Annotated in this window: 14 protein-coding genes; 4 read left to right on the top strand and 10 right to left on the bottom strand. The window is 56.3% G+C overall.

The window, feature by feature from the left end:
* Positions 1 to 5 precede the first annotated feature (5 nt).
* The 9 genes from JYB84_RS15465 to rhlP all read right to left on the bottom strand — a co-directional run bounded on the left by JYB84_RS15465 (position 6) and on the right by rhlP (position 10614).
* Complete coding sequence (locus JYB84_RS15465) at positions 6 to 1007, bottom strand: BsuBI/PstI family type II restriction endonuclease (RefSeq protein WP_207320908.1); 1002 nt, start codon at positions 1005 to 1007, stop codon at positions 6 to 8.
* Between the two features lie 208 nt (positions 1008 to 1215).
* Positions 1216 to 2232 (bottom strand): hypothetical protein, encoded by a 1017-nt coding sequence (locus JYB84_RS15460; RefSeq protein WP_207320907.1) that lies wholly within the window; start codon positions 2230 to 2232, stop codon positions 1216 to 1218.
* A 190-nt stretch (positions 2233 to 2422) separates the two neighbouring features.
* Positions 2423 to 3585 (bottom strand): IS3 family transposase gene (locus tag JYB84_RS15455; RefSeq protein WP_207320704.1). Its coding sequence is split into 2 segments (ribosomal slippage): positions 2423 to 3330 and positions 3330 to 3585, totalling 1164 coding nucleotides; the frame shifts between segments, so codons are not numbered across the junction.
* A gap of 383 nt (positions 3586 to 3968) precedes the next feature.
* Positions 3969 to 5339 carry an energy transducer TonB gene (locus JYB84_RS15450; RefSeq protein WP_207320906.1) on the bottom strand — a complete coding sequence of 457 codons (1371 nt, stop codon included), beginning with the start codon at positions 5337 to 5339 and terminating at the stop codon, positions 3969 to 3971.
* A gap of 363 nt (positions 5340 to 5702) precedes the next feature.
* Positions 5703 to 6776, bottom strand: a complete 1074-nt coding sequence (locus tag JYB84_RS15445; RefSeq protein ID WP_207320905.1) for a c-type cytochrome — start codon at positions 6774 to 6776, stop codon at positions 5703 to 5705.
* Positions 6777 to 6787: 11 nt separating this feature from the next.
* Positions 6788 to 7405, bottom strand: coding sequence for a c-type cytochrome (locus JYB84_RS15440; protein WP_207320904.1), 618 nt, complete (start codon positions 7403 to 7405; stop codon positions 6788 to 6790).
* A 212-nt stretch (positions 7406 to 7617) separates the two neighbouring features.
* Positions 7618 to 8832 (bottom strand): hypothetical protein, encoded by a 1215-nt coding sequence (locus JYB84_RS15435; protein ID WP_207320903.1) that lies wholly within the window; start codon positions 8830 to 8832, stop codon positions 7618 to 7620.
* 150 nt (positions 8833 to 8982) lie between these two features.
* The gene (locus JYB84_RS15430) at positions 8983 to 9462 is read right to left on the bottom strand and encodes a hypothetical protein (protein WP_207320902.1); all 480 of its coding nucleotides are present in this window, start codon (positions 9460 to 9462) and stop codon (positions 8983 to 8985) included.
* A 303-nt stretch (positions 9463 to 9765) separates the two neighbouring features.
* Positions 9766 to 10614: a rhombotarget lipoprotein gene (rhlP, locus tag JYB84_RS15425; protein WP_207320901.1), complete on the bottom strand. Its 849-nt coding sequence runs from the start codon at positions 10612 to 10614 to the stop codon at positions 9766 to 9768.
* 846 nt (positions 10615 to 11460) lie between these two features.
* Between rhlP and JYB84_RS15420 the strand changes: the two genes are divergently transcribed.
* From JYB84_RS15420 to JYB84_RS15410, 3 genes are read left to right on the top strand one after another with little or no spacing between them, the layout of a single operon-like run.
* Positions 11461 to 13233, top strand: coding sequence for an FAD-dependent oxidoreductase (locus JYB84_RS15420; protein WP_207320900.1), 1773 nt, complete (start codon positions 11461 to 11463; stop codon positions 13231 to 13233).
* Entirely contained in the window at positions 13230 to 15056 is a 1827-nt protein-coding gene (locus JYB84_RS15415; protein ID WP_207320899.1) for a 2-oxoacid:acceptor oxidoreductase subunit alpha, read from the top strand. The genes JYB84_RS15420 and JYB84_RS15415 overlap by 4 nt, the downstream gene beginning before the upstream one ends.
* Positions 15056 to 16108, top strand: coding sequence for a 2-oxoacid:ferredoxin oxidoreductase subunit beta (locus tag JYB84_RS15410; protein ID WP_207320898.1), 1053 nt, complete (start codon positions 15056 to 15058; stop codon positions 16106 to 16108). The genes JYB84_RS15415 and JYB84_RS15410 overlap by 1 nt, the downstream gene beginning before the upstream one ends.
* A gap of 73 nt (positions 16109 to 16181) precedes the next feature.
* On the opposite strand, the gene JYB84_RS15405 is transcribed toward JYB84_RS15410, so the two are convergent.
* Positions 16182 to 17570 (bottom strand): tryptophanase, encoded by a 1389-nt coding sequence (locus JYB84_RS15405; protein ID WP_207320897.1) that lies wholly within the window; start codon positions 17568 to 17570, stop codon positions 16182 to 16184.
* A gap of 372 nt (positions 17571 to 17942) precedes the next feature.
* On the opposite strand from JYB84_RS15405, the gene JYB84_RS15400 reads away from it, so the two are divergent.
* Positions 17943 to 19124 (top strand): winged helix-turn-helix domain-containing protein, encoded by a 1182-nt coding sequence (locus JYB84_RS15400; protein WP_207320896.1) that lies wholly within the window; start codon positions 17943 to 17945, stop codon positions 19122 to 19124.
* Positions 19125 to 19137: the final 13 nt, after the last annotated feature.

The following is a 19137-nucleotide window of genomic DNA, read 5'->3' as shown; positions in this document are numbered from 1 at the left end:
ATTACTCATTGTTTGATGTGAATGCTTCGCGATGCATCTTCCTGAATCCACATGTAAGTATCATCAGCCAAGTTCTTGAACTGAGACTGACGCTCAGCAGCTTTCTTCCACGTAGGGTACGTAGTAGTAAATCCGATACCTGCTTTCCCGTGTCGATTAGCAAACTCAGTTAAACTATTCTTTTTATGCGTATCTACTTCACCATCGCTTATTACGGCTTCAATAACCCAAAGCATATCAATTTTAGGATTCCACAACAGAACATCAGGCATCGAGTCAGACAAGTCAATTGTAAGTCCAGCCTCTGCTAATACGGCTCGTTGCTCATCAGTGGTTCTTTCCCCATCACCATCATCAATATATACAACGTGATAGCCTTCTAGAAAGCGAGGTGCATAGATCTCATGCGAGGCGCGAATTAAACGACTGTGACCACTCTTTATCAATTGACTTGTTTCCTCTGCTTGCGAGGCTTGCAAAGACAGTCTTTCTCGTAAAACATCTTCCTGAATCCAATTAGTAGCCATGCATTGCCATTCGCCTTCTTCGGCTTCGAGAATGTCAATAAACCTCTGTTCTAGGCGATAAGCAGAATTAGGTGATTTGGCTATAGGATGACCAGGTAAGAACACAGTAGAGTCTGAGTCGAAATAGACTTTTTCAATAGCACCGATTTCCCACAATGGCTTTAGCCAGTAGTCGCGTCCCTCTCTATCAAGTTTGTCACGGTTACCGCGCTGAAGGATACCCACGTGAGTTCCGACATGAGCAGTTGTTGCTCCGTGTCTGAATTGCAATCCATTTGTTGCTGCTTTGTTGAACCAGTTGGCTTCAGTGGACAAAAGAGCAAAAACGCCCTCTACCATGCTGTTCGTACATCTATCAATCTGAGTCAGGACTTGTCTAATTCTATCGACGGTTACGCCGTTATAGTTGTCAGGTAGAATTGGCTCACCAGCTTTCATGCATTGATTACGTCTATTAATCGCGTCATCTACAACACCCATGAACACTTCCCTATTCAGCTTCTGGTAACAGCATGTTAATCATAGGTAGGAATTTTATCAATAAATTAGCGGCTTAGCGTATTTATGAATCCAAAACAGAAAAATTAAAGGGGCCAGAGCCGTTTTATTTACTGACAAAAACGAAGGTTATCAACATTCTGCCCCAGTGCTCCAAGCCCTGATCCCACGACGTTAGCCAAGCACGGCTTCAGTTCTGTTCTGTCGTTTTAGCCGTCTTATCAGCAGCTAAGTGCATCTCTTTGGCAATGCTGGCTATAGTGGCATCCATGCGCTCGTTGTTGTCCATATGAGGGGCCCAGTATTTCTCTATGTAAGGAGTGGAAGAGCTGAAATATCCCTCGGTAAATATTCCCTGTTTCGAGCCGTACTGAATGTACTGGATATGGTCCTGTGCCAGCGTCTGCTCGACTATGGTGCCCACGGTATAAAACATGATTGGGTGCCAGATGGCGGTCGAATTTTCCACGCCCTCTTGCTTGAAGGTCGCCATGACTTTATCGAACAGGGTGTCTGTGGCCGATGAGTGGGACACTTCATGAAATATCATTTCAAGGGAGGCGAGGCCGCTGTAGTCGCTGCGAAAACTGTTGATTGCCGTATAGGGGATTTCCAGGGTGAAGGCACCATTTTTATGGCCAGGACGGTAAACGATATCGACCTTGTGTTGCTTGGCTGAAAACAGCGGGTGTTCCAGCTTGGCTTCTACCCTGGCTTGAATTGAGTTGCCATATTTTTCCAGCAGGGGGAGCAGGTTGCTCAGCCACAGCTTGTTACTTGCGTCATCCCGTTGCCAGAGCAAGTCTGCATAGATGGGGAAGGATTTCTCAAATAACGCTTGGTAATCAGGATTTTCAAATCGCAGTGTGCGGCCTGGGGTGTATTGCGTCAGCTCGCGGGAGATGGCCAATGACTCGGGATCTGTTCGCATCGCCGAACGGCCTCGGGTGATCAGGTGCTCTTTATAATAAGCAACTATGCTGCTGAGCCGGTCCAATTCGTCTTTGGAGAGATCTCGCTTCCATCCCTGGGTCTTGAGGTCTTCCCCGGTTCGGGCCATTTCAAACAGGAAATGGTGGAAGTTGACCGCCGGGTTACTGTTGAAGTGAATTTCATGCCACTGGCCAATTTCCTCGGCTTGAGCCTGTTGCAGGCCATGAACCAGGAAACAACCGCAAATAACCAATGCTTTTACCGCTAACCTCATCCCTAATCCCCACAGCCTGTGAATTCCATCTGCCTACCCGGCAATCCTGCCCGCCATATCCGGGCGGGGTAAAACATTAGCAAACTATTGAGACTAATGACAATAAAAGGCCTTGCGCCGTTTTACCTACTGACAAAAAAAGAGGTTTTCTACCCTATTGCGCCAAACCTACAGGGTGCACCTGTAGTGGTCAACAATTTCCGGACTGTAAGTTAGGTTGATTTTCTGCTCGCGCAGGGGGCAACCAAGCGTTGTAGCTGTGGGGCCGTCGCCGGTTGTAGTAGTCCATCAGGTAAAAACTGATATCTTTCATTGCTTCTCCCCTGGAGCTATATCCGGTCACGGGTACCCACTCGGTTTTCAAACTGCGGAACAAGCGCTCCATCGGTGCATTGTCCCAGCAGTTGCCGCGGCGACTCATGCTTTGGGTCATACGATAACGCCACAGATGTTGCCGAAACTGGCGGCTGGTGTATTGGCTGCCCTGATCGGAGTGGAACATTACACCCTGTGGTCGTCCCCGTTGTTCATACGCCATGGTCAGCGCTTTGGTTGCCAATGTCGCATCGGGTTTATCCGACAGCGCCCAGCCGACCACGCGACGCCGGTACAGGTCGAGCACGACCGCCAGATAGCACCAGCAACTGCCCGCCCAGATGTAGGTGATATCCCCACACCAGACGTGATTGGGGCCACTCACCTTGAACTGACGGCTCAGGCGATTTGGGATATCGAGTCGTTCAACCGTGGCCTGTCTGTAGGCGTGAGCTCCGGGCTGCTTGCTTATCAACTGGGCTTCCTGCATCAATCTTCTGATCTTGAAGCGACCGATACGATACCCCAGCTCCCGCATCATCCGGACCAGGGTACGGCTGCCGGCAGCACCGCGGCTGAGCCGGAACAGCCGCTTGATGTCGCTGCGCAGCGCCATGCGCTCAGGGTCAGGGCCTTGTTGCCGTTGCCTGTATTCGTAGTAACTGGATAGAGCGATATCGAACACTGAACAGACCAATTCGACTGCACCATGCTCCCTCAACTGGTCTATCAGCGCGTACGTTCGAGTTCGTCCGACATTAAGAGAGCTGTGGCCTTTTTTAAAATTGCCTTTTCTCGCTCAAGGCGGTTAATCCGGGCCTCCAATTCCTGAATTTTCTGCTGCTCCGGTGTCAGCGCTTTGGAACTTGGCGTCAGCCCGCCACGCTCCGCTCTCAACTGCTCAACCCAGCGGCGCATGGCGGTTTCACCCACATCAACTGCACGGCAGGCTTCCGGAACTGAATAATTCTGGTCGAGTACCAGGCAAGCAGCCTCATGCTTGAACTCTGGCGAATAAGTACGACGATTTCTGGTCATTGAACACCTCTTTTAGTGTGGCAATTTTACCACCTTAATGGGTGTCCGGAATTATTAGACCACTACAACCGTAACCCGCTTGAAGCGGCCGAGGGCGTTGGTGAAAATGGCGTGGCGAGGCATGGATGCCGAAGCCGCGTCAGTCGAATCATGGATGAGCGTCTGGCGCGTTAGCCAATTTTCACCATAAGACCGAAGGGGCTTTCCGCTTCGTCGCGGGCGTCCTTTGGGTTGCAAGGGGCTTTGGACGAGCAAAGCCCCTTGCCCGGAGGCGGGCTGGAAGGCCGCGATTTTTAGTCGCTTGAAAAGCGACACAAGCACTTGTCCTTGGGGGACTGTTACCTGCCCCCATGTGCCGACCCATTGGGTGTTGCAGCCAAAATTCACAGCAGCGACTTGGTATATTCAACGACTTCGGAGACCGATTCCGCATTGGCATTTTTAATTTGCTGCAATAGCTGTTTAGCCTGCACTGCATCACCCGCAGCAGCAAACTCCAACGCCGACCATGCCAAGGCATTGTCATCACCAACGGAAGTTAAATATTGGCGCCATTGGGGATTATCTACAGCCAATTGACGCTGGGCCTCAAGATTGCCGTTTAGTGCCGCTTGCTCGAGCCAATATTTTTCAAACAAATTGCTCGGCAAGGATTTAACGGGAAAAAGGCGAACCTCAGCTTTATCGGCCATAGCCCAAAAACGATACTGTCCGTCTGCAAAGGATTGTTTGAATAGTGGCTCACCAAGCTTCACATACTGTCCAACCGGCTTGGCATTTAAGTCGTGTTTGTTACCACCGTATTCGGCTTTAACCACTTTGCCGGCAGATAACTCCACTAACAGCGGCATGGATTCACCCAAGGGCGTCAATAAGGTTGCGGAGCTGACTTTGCCAAAGAGCGATTGACTCGGTAAATCCTCGGCTAAGGGCAATTGTTTGTCTTCTTGCAGATGAACAGCCAGTTTACCTTGTGCCAAAGAGAACCATTCCGCCAATGCCAGTTGATGTTGGTCGTAGTCGGCATTGGCGCCCAGCCACAACTTATTTTCCTCAGCATATTTATACATTTTTTTGATGATTTGACTGTCTGAACCCTTGGACTCTACTTTAAAGTCCAATTGGACCGACAGCAGCTGCGGCCGCTCAGATTTGCTATATCGCCATTTTTTAATGGCTTTGAGGCTTTCCTTATCAAAGACTTTACTCGGACGGCTTACAACCACTTGCACAAATATCGGCTCTCCTTCGGGTGAGACAATAAATTGCATGCGCGTAAAACCACTTATCCCAGCCCTGGCCGCCTCAATGGGGTACTGTGGTTCAACACGAAACAATGGCAGGATGGCTGCGTCAGCCGCTTCCGAACCCATCTGCTCATCTTGGGCAATAATCTGTTGTTGCTGTTGTAGCTGCCCTAAAATGACGTTGGCTTGCTCAAGTTGTTGTGGCGTTAGGCCTTGGCTCACCTCAGCAACTGCGGCACCGGCCCGCGAATGCTGCAGGACTTGGGCATAACGAAAATAACCCAGGGCTTTCACGGCATCTGCGGGTTCCCCCTGTCCTTGGTACGCCATCACTCCAAGGTTGAATGCGGCGTTTGCGTTACCCAGCTCGCGCAAGTGTTCAAATTCCTGTTGTGCTTGCGGGTATTGCTGAGTTTGGTAGGCATTCAGTGCCTCCAAATACGTAGCCTGTGCTGTAAATACCGTAAACAAACTCAGCGGGATAAGTGACTTGGCAAAAAGTTTCATCCGTAAAATCCTTGTAATTATGTTCTTTGGGTAGCCCTGTAGTCATTTCTCCATCAGACTACACCAATGGCGCCAGATATAAATAACAAAAATCAGTGTGTTAAGTCAGTTTGGAGTTATATGAATACGAGGTCGTTGATTGGGCAGATTTACTGCTGAAGACAGGCATTTGGCTCACTGAATAAACTGCAATTTGCGTAATTAATGACATTTACCCGGCGCTCTGCTAACCCGCACTCTTTTAATTCCCGGACTGGTGCGTAAGTTGTTGACCACAACCCCTGCTTTATATGGCAAAGGCGGGGCCTCCGCAGTGGCGGCGGAGGTTCCCCTTTGCTGTGGGTTTTGGTTCAGGGCACTGGTTCAGGGCTTGGGCGGCAGGTTGGGGAAGGCGTCTTTGCCAAGCTGTGTGTCGTCCTGGGTGGTGCCGTAGTAGCAGTCATGTTTGTGGTACCTGGCCTTGGTTTGCTCCAAATTACCCTCAAAGCGGGGATCCTGGGGGCGCTCCTTGGAGGTGATAAAGGCGGCAACGTCCCAGGCCTGCTGGTTGCTGACCTGGATGCTTTTACCCAGAGGCATGTTTTCATGGATAAAAAATGCCGCCGTGTTCACCCTGTGCATGCCCGCGCCCCAGTTGAAGCTCTGTGGGCCCCACAGGGGCGGCAGGTTATAGACGCCGCCCATGGCCTGGCCCTGACCGTCGCTGCCGTGACAGTTTTGGCAATGGGCCTCGTAGACCAGTGCGCCGCGGGCCGGATCGTAGGGGAGTTCGGGTTTGGGGATGGCGGGATAACCCCTGCCGGGCAGATTGGCGCGCTGCTCGGTCGTCAAGGCGGCGCTGATGGCGGCAGGTACGGGGAAGTCGTCTCGTTTGCCACCCTGGAGCAGCTCGGCATCGGCAAGTTCTGGCACCTCACCTGTCACTCCGTATTGGTCCATCAGGCCACCCATGCCCAGCCAGTAGGCATAGGCGGAGAGAGCCACCAGTTCAGGGTTGCCGCTTGGCGGGGCCTTGCCGTTCATTGAATAGGTAAAGCAGCCCTGGATCCGTTCCTCAAAGCTGTTCACCTTGTCGTTTTTCTTGCGGTAGGCAGGGTAGGCGAAAAAGGCTCCCCAAAACGGTGAGGCGTTGGGTTTGCGACCGGCATCCATATGGCAGTTGACGCAGTTGAGTTCGTTGCCGACGTACTTGTCCCGCAGTTGTTGGCTGTTCACAAACAATTGATAGCCGAGGCGCACCTTGTCACCAAAGGCCCCCTGGGGGATGGTGTTCAGGGGCCTTGGGCTCAAATAGTGCTGGTCCTCAAGCTTGGGCGACGAGGGCAACTGGGTCTGACGGTCTGGCAGCTGGGCTTCCTTGGTCGGCGGCTCGGCCCAAGCCATGGGAACAGCCAAGGGAATGACGGTAGCGCCCAGGATAAGCAGTGTATGTTTCATTGCGGGCGTCCTTATTTGAGGGTGGCAAAATAGTGGCTGATGGCATCCACCTCGGCTGCTGTCAGCTTCTGGGCGATATTGGCCATCACGCCATCGGGATCGCCCTTGCGGCTACCGGTTTGCCATGCCTGTAGCTGGGACTTGAGGTAGCCGGCTTGTTGCCCGGCAAGGCGGGGGAACAGGCCGCCGCCTATCCCCGAGGGGCCGTGGCAGGTGACGCAGGCCGGTAGCTCCCGTGACCAATCCCCCTGGAACGCCAGCTGCCCGGCGTTGTCACTGAACACCAGCTGTTCACCGCGATGCTGCACTTCCATTGGGGCCGGTTCCTGGGCTGCAAAAAACACTGCCACCTGGGCTATGAGTTCAGCGCCCTGCAGGGTCATGGCCATGGGCGTCATGCTGGAGTTTTGTCGGTTTCCTGTCTGAAAGTCTTTGATTTGTTTTTGAATGTATTCGCTCGAAAGCCCGGCAAGGCGGGGGGCAATCGGCTCAACGCCCTGACCCTGGGGGCCGTGGCAGCTGCCGCAAAGGGCGGCCTGGGGCGGCATGGCGGGCATCTCGGCTGCCTGGGCCCCTAAACCTGCGGCGGCCAGCCACAGAGCGGCCGCGGTGACAGTTATGGATTTCATCCGGTATTCCTTCACTTTATGTCCCTCACTTATGTCCCTCAATTGGGGCCCTCAATTTGGATACGATTGACAGCATAGACCCAAAAGCCCTTAAAACCGAACCCTTTAGCCGCTAAAGCTACCACCGGCCAAGGCGGCAAACTCTGGTGGTCACAGCCCAAGCCAAAGCCAAAGCGATAGTCACCACAGCAGTCACAACCCTGGCCATAACCTCAGCTGTGTTGGGGGAGGTGCGCCTGACAGGCGCATTCAAGCAGTTCCACCAGCATCCGCTCCACATGGCTGCCGCCGATACCGATACGGACTTCGGGGGAGAGGCTGGCGAGAATATCGGCGGCGCCCTGGAAGTCTCCGCTGCTGAAGCGGTCGAGGGCCCGCACCAGGGCTAGGGACAGGTCGCGGTTGGGGCTGTCCGGCAATGCTGCCAGAGCCTCCTCACAGTATTGCAGGCCGTTGATATCCCCGGCGCTGGCGTAGAGGGCGGCCACGTGCAGGGCGATAAAGGGATGGCCCAGCATTGGCCAAACGCTTTCTATGTGTTTGAGCACATCATTATTGAGTGGCCGGGTTTGACCGGTTTTCAGGAAATCCCGCAGCAAAAAGCCGCCGCAATCGGCCAGGGTTAAAATGGGGCCGCAACTGGTGGTGGCCGGGGCGCAGTAGCTCTGGTAGCGGGCCATGGCGGCGTCCCGCTGACCCAGTTGCCACTCGGACAGGGCCAGATGCCACTGCACATGGCCATACATCTGGCCTTCGCGGGCCCCCGCTTCATATTGCTTAAGCCAGTTTTGCAGCAGTTCGGAGGACTCGGCCGCCGCGCCTTCATCGTGCAGCAGATGGGCCATGCCGTGGATGCTGTACAAGGATTGTGGCCTGAGAGTCAGCGCCCGTTGCAGCAGCTCGCGTCCCCTTGGTCTTTGTCCGGCCTCACTGGCGGCAAAACCCAGGCGTGCCAGCAGCGCCCAGTCGTCACCAAGCGCCGGTGCCACAGACTCAAACAGTGCCAGCACAGTTTCCAGTTTTTTCGGGCCATCGAAAAAGAACATACGTCCCGCCAGTTGCGACACTATCAACAGATCCGCCGGGTTCTGCTCAACATAGGCCATGGCCAGATCGCGACTGCTACCGGGGGCCTCAATCAAGTCCAGCAGCACTTCCACATGCTGCTGTTCCCAATCGCTGGCATCCTTGGCGGCGGTTTGTGCCAGGTCCCGAAAGCGCTCGGCATCGGGCTCACCCGCATCCATGGCAATGCAATAGCGCGCCGCTGCCGCCAGAGCAAAGTGATGGTCGAGGGTAAGGGCCCTGTCTAAAGTCTCGGCGGCACCGGATTCGGACCCCAGGATCAGATCCACCCCCTCTTGGTAGAGTGTCGCCGCTTCAACGGAGCGGGTGCTGAGCGGTTTGCCGGTACGTGCTTCAAGCATAGAGGGATCCTTATGCCGACCCGAGTCGATTGCGGGAGTGTTTTGAAACTCTAGCAGCTGGGATGGGTGATTGCCCTTTGGCAGGGCGAATGGGCACCGCAGGGGGAGCCAGTCAGATGAATCTGTTAATCCGACTGGCTGAAGATAGGCTTACCTCTGATCTTTACTGTTCAATTGCTTGAGGAAGTCATTGATGTTCATGTCATCGGGGGGAATTGCAACGCCTGACTGCATGATTACCATACGTTCGGTGACTTTGACGGGAGTAAGTTCTTTATTATTAATGGCCACATTCCAGTGTGCGTCGACCAGCTTGGCTTTAATAAGATCCTCTGCCGTCACGGCTCCCTCCGGGACGGATTGGATAAGATTAAGCTCCCAAAGCTGACCCGTTGAATCAATTTTGTATTCGTAAATCGCCACCACCACGCCCTTTGCGGCGAGCTGCTTTCTGACTTTTTCGGCACCAATATCCAGCCTGGATTGGGTTCTTTGCGGCTGCCAATAGCCATATTTGTCGAAGTAACCTACATCGATAAGTTCACCCTGATAACTGGGTGCCGATGGCGCCTGAGGTGTTGATTGACAACCAACGAGGACCAGACCGAGCAGAAAAGCGAATTTGCGCATTTAGGTTCCTTTATTTCTGAGTTATCCCTTGGCCTCAGCTCGTCAAATGGAGGCGATATCTACTTTGTCTGAGTTTTATTTCTCAGCTCGTGGTACAGCCAGGCAAATATGCAGCTGGTGCAGAGGAGTGACAGGCACAACAGTTGTAAACCTATGGCTTCCTTTTCAAAAATCCAGCGTATTAAGGCGGCAGATAGCATAAAGGCTGTCATATAGCCATTTCGTAACTTGGTCATTGAATCCTCTGCATATGCCCAAGGGCGGATTGGAACGGCCTCACAACTTTGCTGTAAGGCTGACAGGTTAATGTAATTTACAGTTTGTGATACCAAGGGCGCGTGCGGCTTTGCGCCGGGTAGCGACCAAACCCAGTAGCAGGATGGACAGGCCGATGGCGCCACCACTATAACCATGGCGTTTTTCAACCTTGGCGATCTTTTCTTCCTTCACCCGGGTTTTAAATCTGGCCAGCTCGGCGTCGAGATTGGTGGTCATGTCGGCGACGGCGAGATTGAAGCCTTCGAGTGACTTCTCGGATAAGGTTTCATCGACCCCGACCGCTGTGGTGCGTTTGTCAAGCTTGCTGATGCCGGGGGCCCTGAACAGCATTTTCTGGCTTTTGATATCGAACACTGCAGTATCAACGAAGGTCTGGACCGAGTTTTCGTTGCCTGGGATGACATACATGCCGACTATGGTCCAATACAAAAGGGCGGCATTGTTTTCAACCGATTGAGTGACTTGATCGTAGGAAACCAAAGCCATCACATCCACGTCATACAGGCGGCCAACCTGTTCCAGAGTGGCGAAGCCCTTGCCGTTTTTCAGATAGGTGCTGGGGATGACTTCGATGCGATCGATATAGTCGTATTGGGTAAAAGCGGCTTTGACCTTCTCCAGCAGTTCAAGTTGGTCCTTGGCGTGAATACCCTCTTGCCATCCTGAGGAAGGGACAAAAGCCAAGCCCACTTTCACCGGCAGGCTTAACAAGGGAATTTCCGGCTGTTGTCGGGTCCTGCTGTCTTTATCCGGGTACAGATAATCCATCATGCTGCTTGAGAGCGTGCGCTTGCCCGTATTCTGGCTGACGAAGGCACTGCAGGACGTGAGCAAAGCCAAGCCGATTAAAATAATGACTATCCTTGATTTCATATTCACGTCCTCACTTTGTGCTGTTGTTGGCTCTTGAGCTGCGCTGTGTCATAGATGCGCTGACATGGAGCAGGGCTGCTTCAACTCATGAACACACGATTCTTCCGGGATATGTAAGCTTTAACGTATCCAGTACGCATTTGTTTTAAATTGGAAATTCGCCCGAGCTTATAAGATGAAGCTGGCGGCGGCAACCGCATTTTTTCTGCATTGCAAGTTGGATTTTTCGTTGGGATTCTTTCTCCCGGGCCGGAGTGAAATACCCACTTAGGCACTGCCGCACCAGCGACCATCGGTGACAGGGACGTCGCCGGCGAGCCTCCAGGGAAGGACTTGCGGCGTGTCGCGGGTGCGGCAGTGCGAAAGTTCGCTCCTTCGCATCTGACCACCATGGATGGAGGGAATGCCTGTTTTGTCTGGAACAAAACAGGCCATGCGATCGCGACATTGGCGCATCCATGCGCGGCACCCACGGCAGGGGGATAAGCGTGTCGCCAGACAGTGAGATGAACAGTTTCATCTCGTGAGCGTTCCCCGAAGGCCTGTGGCCGCCACGCGGGGATTAATGGCATCCGATGGTTGACGTTGTGCAGCAGCAAAAGATAGCCGCTTTGCCTGCGGCCAGACTTAAACAAGGTCCCCATTGTTGACCTGGGCAACAAATTTCCCCACGACTTCACGGTTTCTTGATCAATGCTATTGTTTTAACAGTTATAAAACAGTTAAAAAAGAACCGTAGGCGGTTGCTTTTTGTTCAGCGACCGTGCCGTCCTGCAAACCCAGGCACCTGGCCGGCCAGGTGCGCCCCGCTGCCCGGTGGGCAGCGTCCAGATCAGGATGATGACCTTGAACAAGACCGACATCTCAGGCGTGCAGTACTTCCACAAGGTGGTGGACTGCCAATATGCCTGTCCGGCACACACCCCGGTGCCCGAATACATACGTCTCATCGCCGAACGCCGTTACACCGAAGCCTATATGGTCAACTGGCGCTCCAATGTGTTTCCCGGCATCCTCGGCCGGGTCTGCGACCGCCCCTGTGAACCCGCCTGCCGCCGTGGCCGGGTGGAAGAGCAGCCGGTGGCCATCTGCCGCCTCAAGCGGGTGACCGCAGATTACAAAGATGAAATCACCGGACTGTTGCCCAAGATCCCGACCCAGAAAAATGGCCGCCATATTGCCCTGATTGGTGCCGGGCCCGCCTCTTTGACTGTGGCTAGGGATCTCCTGCCTTTGGGCTATGAGATCACCCTGTTCGACCGGGATCCCAAGGCCGGCGGCATGATGCGCTCGCAAATTCCCGCCTTCCGCCTGCCGGTCGAAGTGCTCGACGAGGAAACCGACCTGGTCCTCAATATGGGCCTCAATTGTTGCTTCGGGGTGGAAATGACCAGCCTGGCCAGCCTGTTGGAGCAGCCCTTCGATGCCATCTTTGTCGGCACCGGCGCCCCCAAGGGCAAGGACATGCGCATTCCGGGGCGGGACGAGGCCGATGAGTGGGTACACATAGGCATAGACTGGCTCGCCGGGGTCAGCTTTGGCCATATAGACAGCATAGGCAAGAAGGTGCTGGTGCTCGGTGGCGGCAACACAGCCATGGATTGCTGCCGCACCGCCAAACGTCTCGGCGGCGAAGACGTCAAGGTGGTGGTGCGTTCCACCTTCGAGGCCATGAAGGCTTCGCCCTGGGAGAAGGAAGATGCCGCCGCCGAAGGGGTGGAGATCATCTGCGAGCATACCCCGCGGGAGTTTGTGCTGGAGGACGGCAAGCTCAAAGGGGTGTTGTTTGACGAGGTCAAGTCCGTGTACGACAGCCGTGGTCAGCGGGAGCTGGTGCCAAGCGGCAAAACCCTGATGCTGGAGTGCGACGCCGTGCTCTGCGCCGTGGGCCAGGACAATGCCTTCCCCTGGATAGAGCGGGATCTTGGCATAGAGTTCAACCGCTGGGATCTGCCCAAGCTCAACAAGCTCAGCCTGCAATCCACCCTGCCGCGGGTGTTCTTTGGCGGCGATGCCGCCTTTGGACCGAAAAATATCATCACCGCCGTGGCCCACGGCCACCAGGCGGCGATCTCCATCGACCTTTATTGCCAGGGGGAAGATCCCGCGGTGCGCCCGGGAAGCGACTACCAGCTGGTGAGCCAGAAGATGGGCATTCACGAGTGGAGCTACCAGAGCGCCATCGATCACGGCGCCCGCAAGGCCGTGCCCCATCTGGACTGGCAACAGGCGGTGGCGCAACTCAGTGCCGAGGTGGAACTGGGCTATGACGAACGCCTGGCGCTGCAGGAGGCACACCGCTGCCTCAACTGCGATGTGCAGACGGTATTCGAGGAGGCCCGCTGCATCGAGTGCAGCGCCTGTGAGGACATCTGTCCCATGGACTGCATCAACTTTGTCGACAATGGCCCCGACGAGCAGGTGAAGGCCGCGCTGCGGGTGCCCGAGCTCAATCCCGAGCAGGCCCTGTATGTGTCGGGGGCGCTGAAAACCGGGCAGATCATGGTCAAGGACGAGGACGTGTGTCTGCACTGTGGCCTGTGCGCCGAGCGTTGCCCCACAGGCGCCTGGGATATGCAGAAATTCAGTATCGACAACCTGGAGGCCGTGATTAAATGAACCAGAAAATCAATGATTTCGTTGTGAGGTTCGCCAACACCAACGGCACGGGTTCCGCCAGCGCCAACAACATGTTTGCCAAGGCGATTTTCCGCATGGGCATACCCGTCAGCGCCAAGAACATCTTCCCCTCCAACATCCAGGGCATGCCCACCTGGTACGAGGTCAGGGTCAGCGACAAGGGCTATCTTGGCCGTCGCGGTGGCCGCGCCGATCTGCTGGTGGCCATGAATGCCCAGAGTCTGACGGCGGATATCCAGAGCGTCGAGAGCGGCGGCTACCTGTTTTACGACTCATCCAAACCCCTGGACGAGGCCGTGCTGCGGGACGACATCCATATGCTGGGGATGCCGATTTCGATGATCTGCGTGAAGGAGTACAGCGATCCGCGTCAGCGGCAGCTGTTTAAAAACGTCATCTACATAGGCGCCCTGGCGGCGCTGCTGGAGATAGAGTTTCAGGTGCTCAAGGATCTGATCTCCGATCAGTTCAAGGGCAAGGAAAAGCTCATCACCCCCAATATTCACGCCCTGGAAATCGGCTTCCAGTTCGCCACCAGTCACTTTGAGTGCCCGCTGCCGTTTCGGGTGGAGCGGCGGGAATTCAACCGCGGCAAGATAATGATGGACGGCAACACTGCCACCGCCTTGGGGGCCCTGTACGGCGGCGCCACTGTGGTGGGCTGGTATCCCATCACCCCCTCCACCTCTGTGGTGGAGAAGTTCGCCGCCTACTGCCAAAGGCTGCGGATCGATCCCGCCAGCGGCAACAAGAACTTTGCCATAGTCCAGGCCGAGGATGAGCTGGCGGCCATGGGCATGGTGCTGGGGGCCACCTGGAACGGTGCCCGGGCCTTTACCGCAACCAGCGGTCCCGGGGTGTCGCTGATGACCGAATTTTTGGGGCTGGGCTATTTTGCCGAGCTGCCGGCTGTGCTGATCAATGTGCAGCGGGCCGGTCCCTCAACCGGCATGCCGACCCGCACCCAGCAGGCGGATCTGCTGGCCTGCGCCTATGCCTCCCACGGCGACACCAAGCATGTGCTGCTGTTTCCCGCCGATCCCGAGGAGTGTTTCAGCCTTACGGCCCGGGCGTTCGATATTGCCGATCAGCTGCAGACCCCGGTGATCCTGATGAGCGATCTGGAGATCGGCATGAACGATCATCTGTGCTGCGAGCTGGAATGGCAGGATGACTACCAGTACCAGCGCGGCAAGGTGCTGAGTGCTGCCGAGCTCGACGAGCTGGAGCGCTACGGCCGCTACCTAGATGTGGACGGCGACGGCATCTGCTACCGGGTATTGCCGGGGGAGCATCCCCAGAAGGGCGCCTTCTTTACCCGCGGCACCTCCAGGGATCGCTTTGCTGTCTACACAGAGAAGGGCGATGAGTATGTGCAGAACATGAACCGGCTGGCGGAGAAATTCCGCACCGCGGTGCGTTACCTGCCCAGACCCGAATGCCGCGAGGGTGACAAGAGCGCCGCCATTGGCCTCATCTATTACGGCAGCACCACTGCGGCCATAGAGGAGGCCCAAGATCTGCTGCGGGATCAGGGACTGAGTTCCGATTGCCTGCGGATCCGCGCCTTTCCCTTCCATAGCGAGGTGCAAGACTTTATCGAGCGCCATCAGCAGGTGTTTGTGATAGAGCAAAACCGCGACGGCCAGATGCGCACCCTGCTGACCATGGAACTGGAGCAGGATCCGCAGCAGTTGCAAAGCGTGCTCCACTTCGATGGCTTGCCCATCAGCGGCCGATTTATTGCCGCCGAGATAGTGGCCAGACTGGCCCGTGAAGCCCAAACCCAGGAGGCAGGCTGATGAGTTTCCAGAAATCCAAGTTCCACCACCCCAGGTTACCGCTCAACGAGCTGGGGCTCAGCTACCGTGACTACGAGGGCAGCCTGTCGACCCTGTGTGCCGGTTGTGGTCACGATGCCATCAGCGCCGCGGTGATCCAGGCCTGCCATGAGCTGTCTATTCCGCCCCACAGGGTGGCCAAGATGTCCGGCATTGGCTGTTCCTCCAAGGCGCCGAACTACTTTATGAACCGGGCTCACGGCTTCAATACCGTCCATGGCCGCATGCCGTCGGTGACCACGGGGGCCAACATGGCCAACCGCGAGCTGATCTATATCGGCATGTCCGGTGACGGCGATACCGCCTCCATCGGCCTGGGGCAATTTGCCCACGTGGTGCGCCGCCGCCTCAACATGCTGTACATGGTGGCCAACAACGGCGTCTACGGCCTGACCAAGGGCCAGACCGCGGCCACCGCCGATCTCGGCAGCCACAGCAAGAGCGGCGAAGCCAATCTGTTTGCCGATATCGACCTGTGCGTGATGGCGCTGCAACTGGGGGCCAGCATGGTGGGCCGCAGCTTTTCCGGCGACAAGAAGCAGCTGGTGCCGCTGATCAAGGCCGCACTGTCGCACCGGGGTTTTGCCTTCCTCGACATTATCTCCCCCTGCGTGACTTTCAACAATCACGCCACTTCGACCCGCTCCTATGACTATGTCCACGAGCATATCAAGGCCGCCGGGGTGGTGGATTTTGTGCCGGCGCGCACCGAAATCGTCAGCAAGTTCGACAACCAGAAGCTGGAGGACATCTGTCTTCACGATGGCTCGATTCTGCGCATCCGCCGGACCGACGATGACTATGACACCCACGACAGCCGCAAGGCGGTGGCGGCCATAGAGGAGCACAAGGCCAAGGGAGAGATACTCACAGGGCTGCTGTACATAGACCCGACGCCCCAGGAGTACCATGAAATGGCGGGCACTTCGGCCACGCCGCTTTCGCGCCTGAGTCAGGAGGATCTCTGTCCCGGCAGTCGGGTGCTGGCCAATATCAATGCCAGCTTCCGCTGACGCCAAAGCCAAAACATAAGAAAACGCCGGGATTATCCCGGCGTTTTTTATGACAGCTTAACTTGAGCCCCGGTTATTCCAGGGGGCGAAAACGGGCGGTAAAGTGGCGCAGCACCGGCGGCTCATAGTCAAAGACCAGGCCCTTGATTTGGCCGGCACGGCTTTTCAGCGCGATCAGGCAGTCGGCGATATAGTCCATATGGTCATTGGTATAGACACGTCTGGGTATGGTCAGGCGCAGCAGCTCCAGCGGCGAAGCCTTTTGCTCACCTGTCTTGGCATCGCGCCCCAGCAGCAGTGAGCCAATTTCCACCCCGCGAATGCCACCCTCCAGATACAGGGCGTTGGCCAGGGCCTGGGCCGGGAACTGCTGGGCGGGAATGTGCGGCAGCAACCGCGCCGCATCGACAAACACTGCATGGCCGCCGGTGGGATACTGGATCGGAATACCGCCTTCCAGCAGGCGGCTGCCGAGGTATTCCACCTGGGCGATGCGGTACTGCAGGTAGTCGAGATCCGTGCCTTCCTTCAGGCCTATGGCCAGGGCCTCCATGTCGCGTCCGGCCATGCCGCCGTAGGTGACAAAACCTTCCATCGGCACACACAGGCACTGCACCTGGCGGAACAGCTCCTCATCATCCTTGAAGCAGCACAGGCCGCCGATATTTACCAGGCCATCCTTCTTGGCCGACATGGTGAACATGTCGCCGTAGCTGAACATCTCCAGAATGATGTCGCGGATAGGGGTATCCTGATAGCCGCTCTCCCGCTGGCGGATGAAGAAGGCATTTTCGCTGAAGCGGGCGGCGTCTATCACCACGGGAATGCCATGGGACTTGGCCAGCTGGTAGACGGCGCGCATATTGGCCATGGACACGGGCTGGCCGCCGGAGCTGTTGCAGGTGATGGTGGTGATCACAGCCGCTATGTTGGACGCACCATGTTCCTTGATGGTGCGCTCCAGCGCCTCGAGGTCGAAATCCCCCTTCCACTCGTAATAGTGGTGGGTATCGAAGGCCCTGGGGGTCACCAGATTCAGCGGCGTGGCACCGTTGAGTTCCACATGGGCGGCGGTGGTGTCGAAGTGGTAGTTGGACAGAAATACCGGGGCGCTGGAGTTCAGGCGCTTGATAAGACAGGGAAACAGGATCTGCTCGGCGCCGCGGCCCTGGTGCACCGGCAGGGTATAGCGGTAGTTGAACAGCTCTGTGACAGTGTCCTGCAGATGGCGGAAGTTGCGGCTGCCGGCATAGGATTCATCCCCCAGCATCAGGCCGCTCCATTGGCGGTCGCTCATGGCACCCGTGCCGCTGTCGGTCAGCAGGTCGATGTAAACCTCGTCGCTGTTGAGCAAAAAGGGATTGTAACCGGCCCGGGTCAGGGCGGCCTGGCGCTCCTCTGGGGTGCAAATACGTATTGGTTCCACCATCTTGATGCGGAAGGGTTCGGGAATTCGACGCATGAAAAATACTCGCTCTTAATAAACGCTTGAATACACTGGCGCTCTGCCAGCAATGTCAGATTGAATCGCCCTTATGTGTGAGGGCTGGGTTAAGGGCGTGGTTCAGCGGCGAGGAAAGTCATAAGCAAGGCGGATATCCTGCGTATACCAGGCAGGGATCAGACAGGGCATACCTGAATCTGGGTTCATTTGGCTCTCCTGTTGCTTATGGGGGATGGTTCGATACTAGGACTTGCTCGGGGAACAAGTAAAGCCCGGGCCCTTTGGCGTGGGGCAGCTCCCTGTCACGAAAAGTCTCCAGCCTGGCTCCGGGCGCTTGCTCCCGCGGGCGAAATCGTCAACTATGGTGCCAGTCAGTAATGCGGAGCCCCCATGTCCAATCCCTATTCCCGCCAGGAATGGCAACGCCTCAATCTCGCCTGCCAGGGCCTGCTTGATCCCCCCACAGATGTGGCCGATGCCGTTAATCGCTTGGGCTATGTGCAAATCGATTCCATCCATGTGGCCGCCCGGGCCCATCACCATGTGCTGCACAGCCGCTTGCCACACTATAGTCAGGCCGATCTCGATGCCGCCCAGGCCCGGGGGGAGATTTTCGAATACTGGTCCCATGCCGCCGCCTATCTGCCGATGGCGGATTATCGCTTCAGTCTGCAGCGCAAGCTGGCGCTGAAAAACGGCGATCGCCACTGGTTCGAGCGCGACAGCCAGGAGATGCGTGAGGTGCTGGCAAGGATCCGCGCCGAGGGACCGCTGAGGGCGGCGGATTTTGAGTCGGCCAAGGGCCGCAATAATGGCTGGTGGGATTGGAAACCGGCCAAGAAGGCGCTGGAGCAGCTGTTTATGGAAGGGGATTTGATGGTGCTGCGCCGGGACAAGTTCCAGAAGGTCTACGACCTGACGGAACGGGTGTTACCGGCCCATGTCGATTGCCGGGAGCCCGGTGAGCAGGAGTTTGCCGGCTATCTTATCGACCGTTTCCTCGGTGCCCATGGGGTTGGCACAGTGAAACAGATGGCCTATCTAAGACGCAATGTACAAGCCGCGCTGACCCGGGAGCTGGCTGAGCGCCGGGAGCAGGGGCGACTGCAAAGCTTTAAAGCCGACGGTCAGGAGCACTGGTTCGATCCGGCCCGGGTGCCGCCTGCGGCGCTGCCGGATAAGGTCTGGCTGCTCAATCCCTTCGATAACCTCATCATCCAGCGGGAGCGTCTGCGCCATTGGTTCGATTTTGATTACCTGCTGGAGGTCTACGTGCCCGAGGCCAAGCGGCGCTTCGGTTACTACACCCTGGCGGTGCTGTGGCAGGACTGCTTTATCGCCCGCCTCGATGTGAAGGCCGACAGGGACAAAAAACTTCTGCTGTTGCGGCAACTGACCCTGGAGCCCCAGGCCTATGACGCCGCAGGAAACCTCAAGCCCTTCCTGCCCGCGCTGGAGCAGGCCGTTGCCGACTATGCCCGCTTCAACGGCTGCGAGCGCTGGAAGCTGGAACTGTGCAGCGACAAGCAGCTGAAAAGCCACTACCGCCGTCAGCAGTGGCTCCAGCCTTAAGCCATCCGGCTCT

Source organism: Shewanella cyperi, from assembly GCF_017354985.1.
Taxonomy (GTDB): Bacteria; Pseudomonadota; Gammaproteobacteria; order Enterobacterales; family Shewanellaceae; genus Shewanella; species Shewanella cyperi.
Note: the sequence above shows the minus strand (reverse complement) of the source record. Positions and strands in the feature narration are given on the sequence as shown.

Bases quoted from the DNA above. Each gene is read 5' to 3' on its own strand.
- JYB84_RS15465 (WP_207320908.1), bottom strand. From the start codon at position 1,007: ATGGGTGTTGTAGATGACGCGATTAATAGACGTAATCAATGCATGAAA.
- JYB84_RS15460 (WP_207320907.1), bottom strand. From the start codon at position 2,232: ATGAGGTTAGCGGTAAAAGCATTGGTTATTTGCGGTTGTTTCCTGGTT.
- JYB84_RS15450 (WP_207320906.1), bottom strand. From the start codon at position 5,339: ATGAAACTTTTTGCCAAGTCACTTATCCCGCTGAGTTTGTTTACGGTA.
- JYB84_RS15445 (WP_207320905.1), bottom strand. From the start codon at position 6,776: ATGAAACATACACTGCTTATCCTGGGCGCTACCGTCATTCCCTTGGCT.
- JYB84_RS15440 (WP_207320904.1), bottom strand. From the start codon at position 7,405: ATGAAATCCATAACTGTCACCGCGGCCGCTCTGTGGCTGGCCGCCGCA.
- JYB84_RS15435 (WP_207320903.1), bottom strand. From the start codon at position 8,832: ATGCTTGAAGCACGTACCGGCAAACCGCTCAGCACCCGCTCCGTTGAA.
- JYB84_RS15430 (WP_207320902.1), bottom strand. From the start codon at position 9,462: ATGCGCAAATTCGCTTTTCTGCTCGGTCTGGTCCTCGTTGGTTGTCAA.
- rhlP (WP_207320901.1), bottom strand. From the start codon at position 10,614: ATGAAATCAAGGATAGTCATTATTTTAATCGGCTTGGCTTTGCTCACG.
- JYB84_RS15415 (WP_207320899.1), top strand. From the start codon at position 13,230: ATGAACCAGAAAATCAATGATTTCGTTGTGAGGTTCGCCAACACCAAC.
- JYB84_RS15410 (WP_207320898.1), top strand. From the start codon at position 15,056: ATGAGTTTCCAGAAATCCAAGTTCCACCACCCCAGGTTACCGCTCAAC.
- JYB84_RS15405 (WP_207320897.1), bottom strand. From the start codon at position 17,570: ATGCGTCGAATTCCCGAACCCTTCCGCATCAAGATGGTGGAACCAATA.
- JYB84_RS15400 (WP_207320896.1), top strand. From the start codon at position 17,943: ATGTCCAATCCCTATTCCCGCCAGGAATGGCAACGCCTCAATCTCGCC.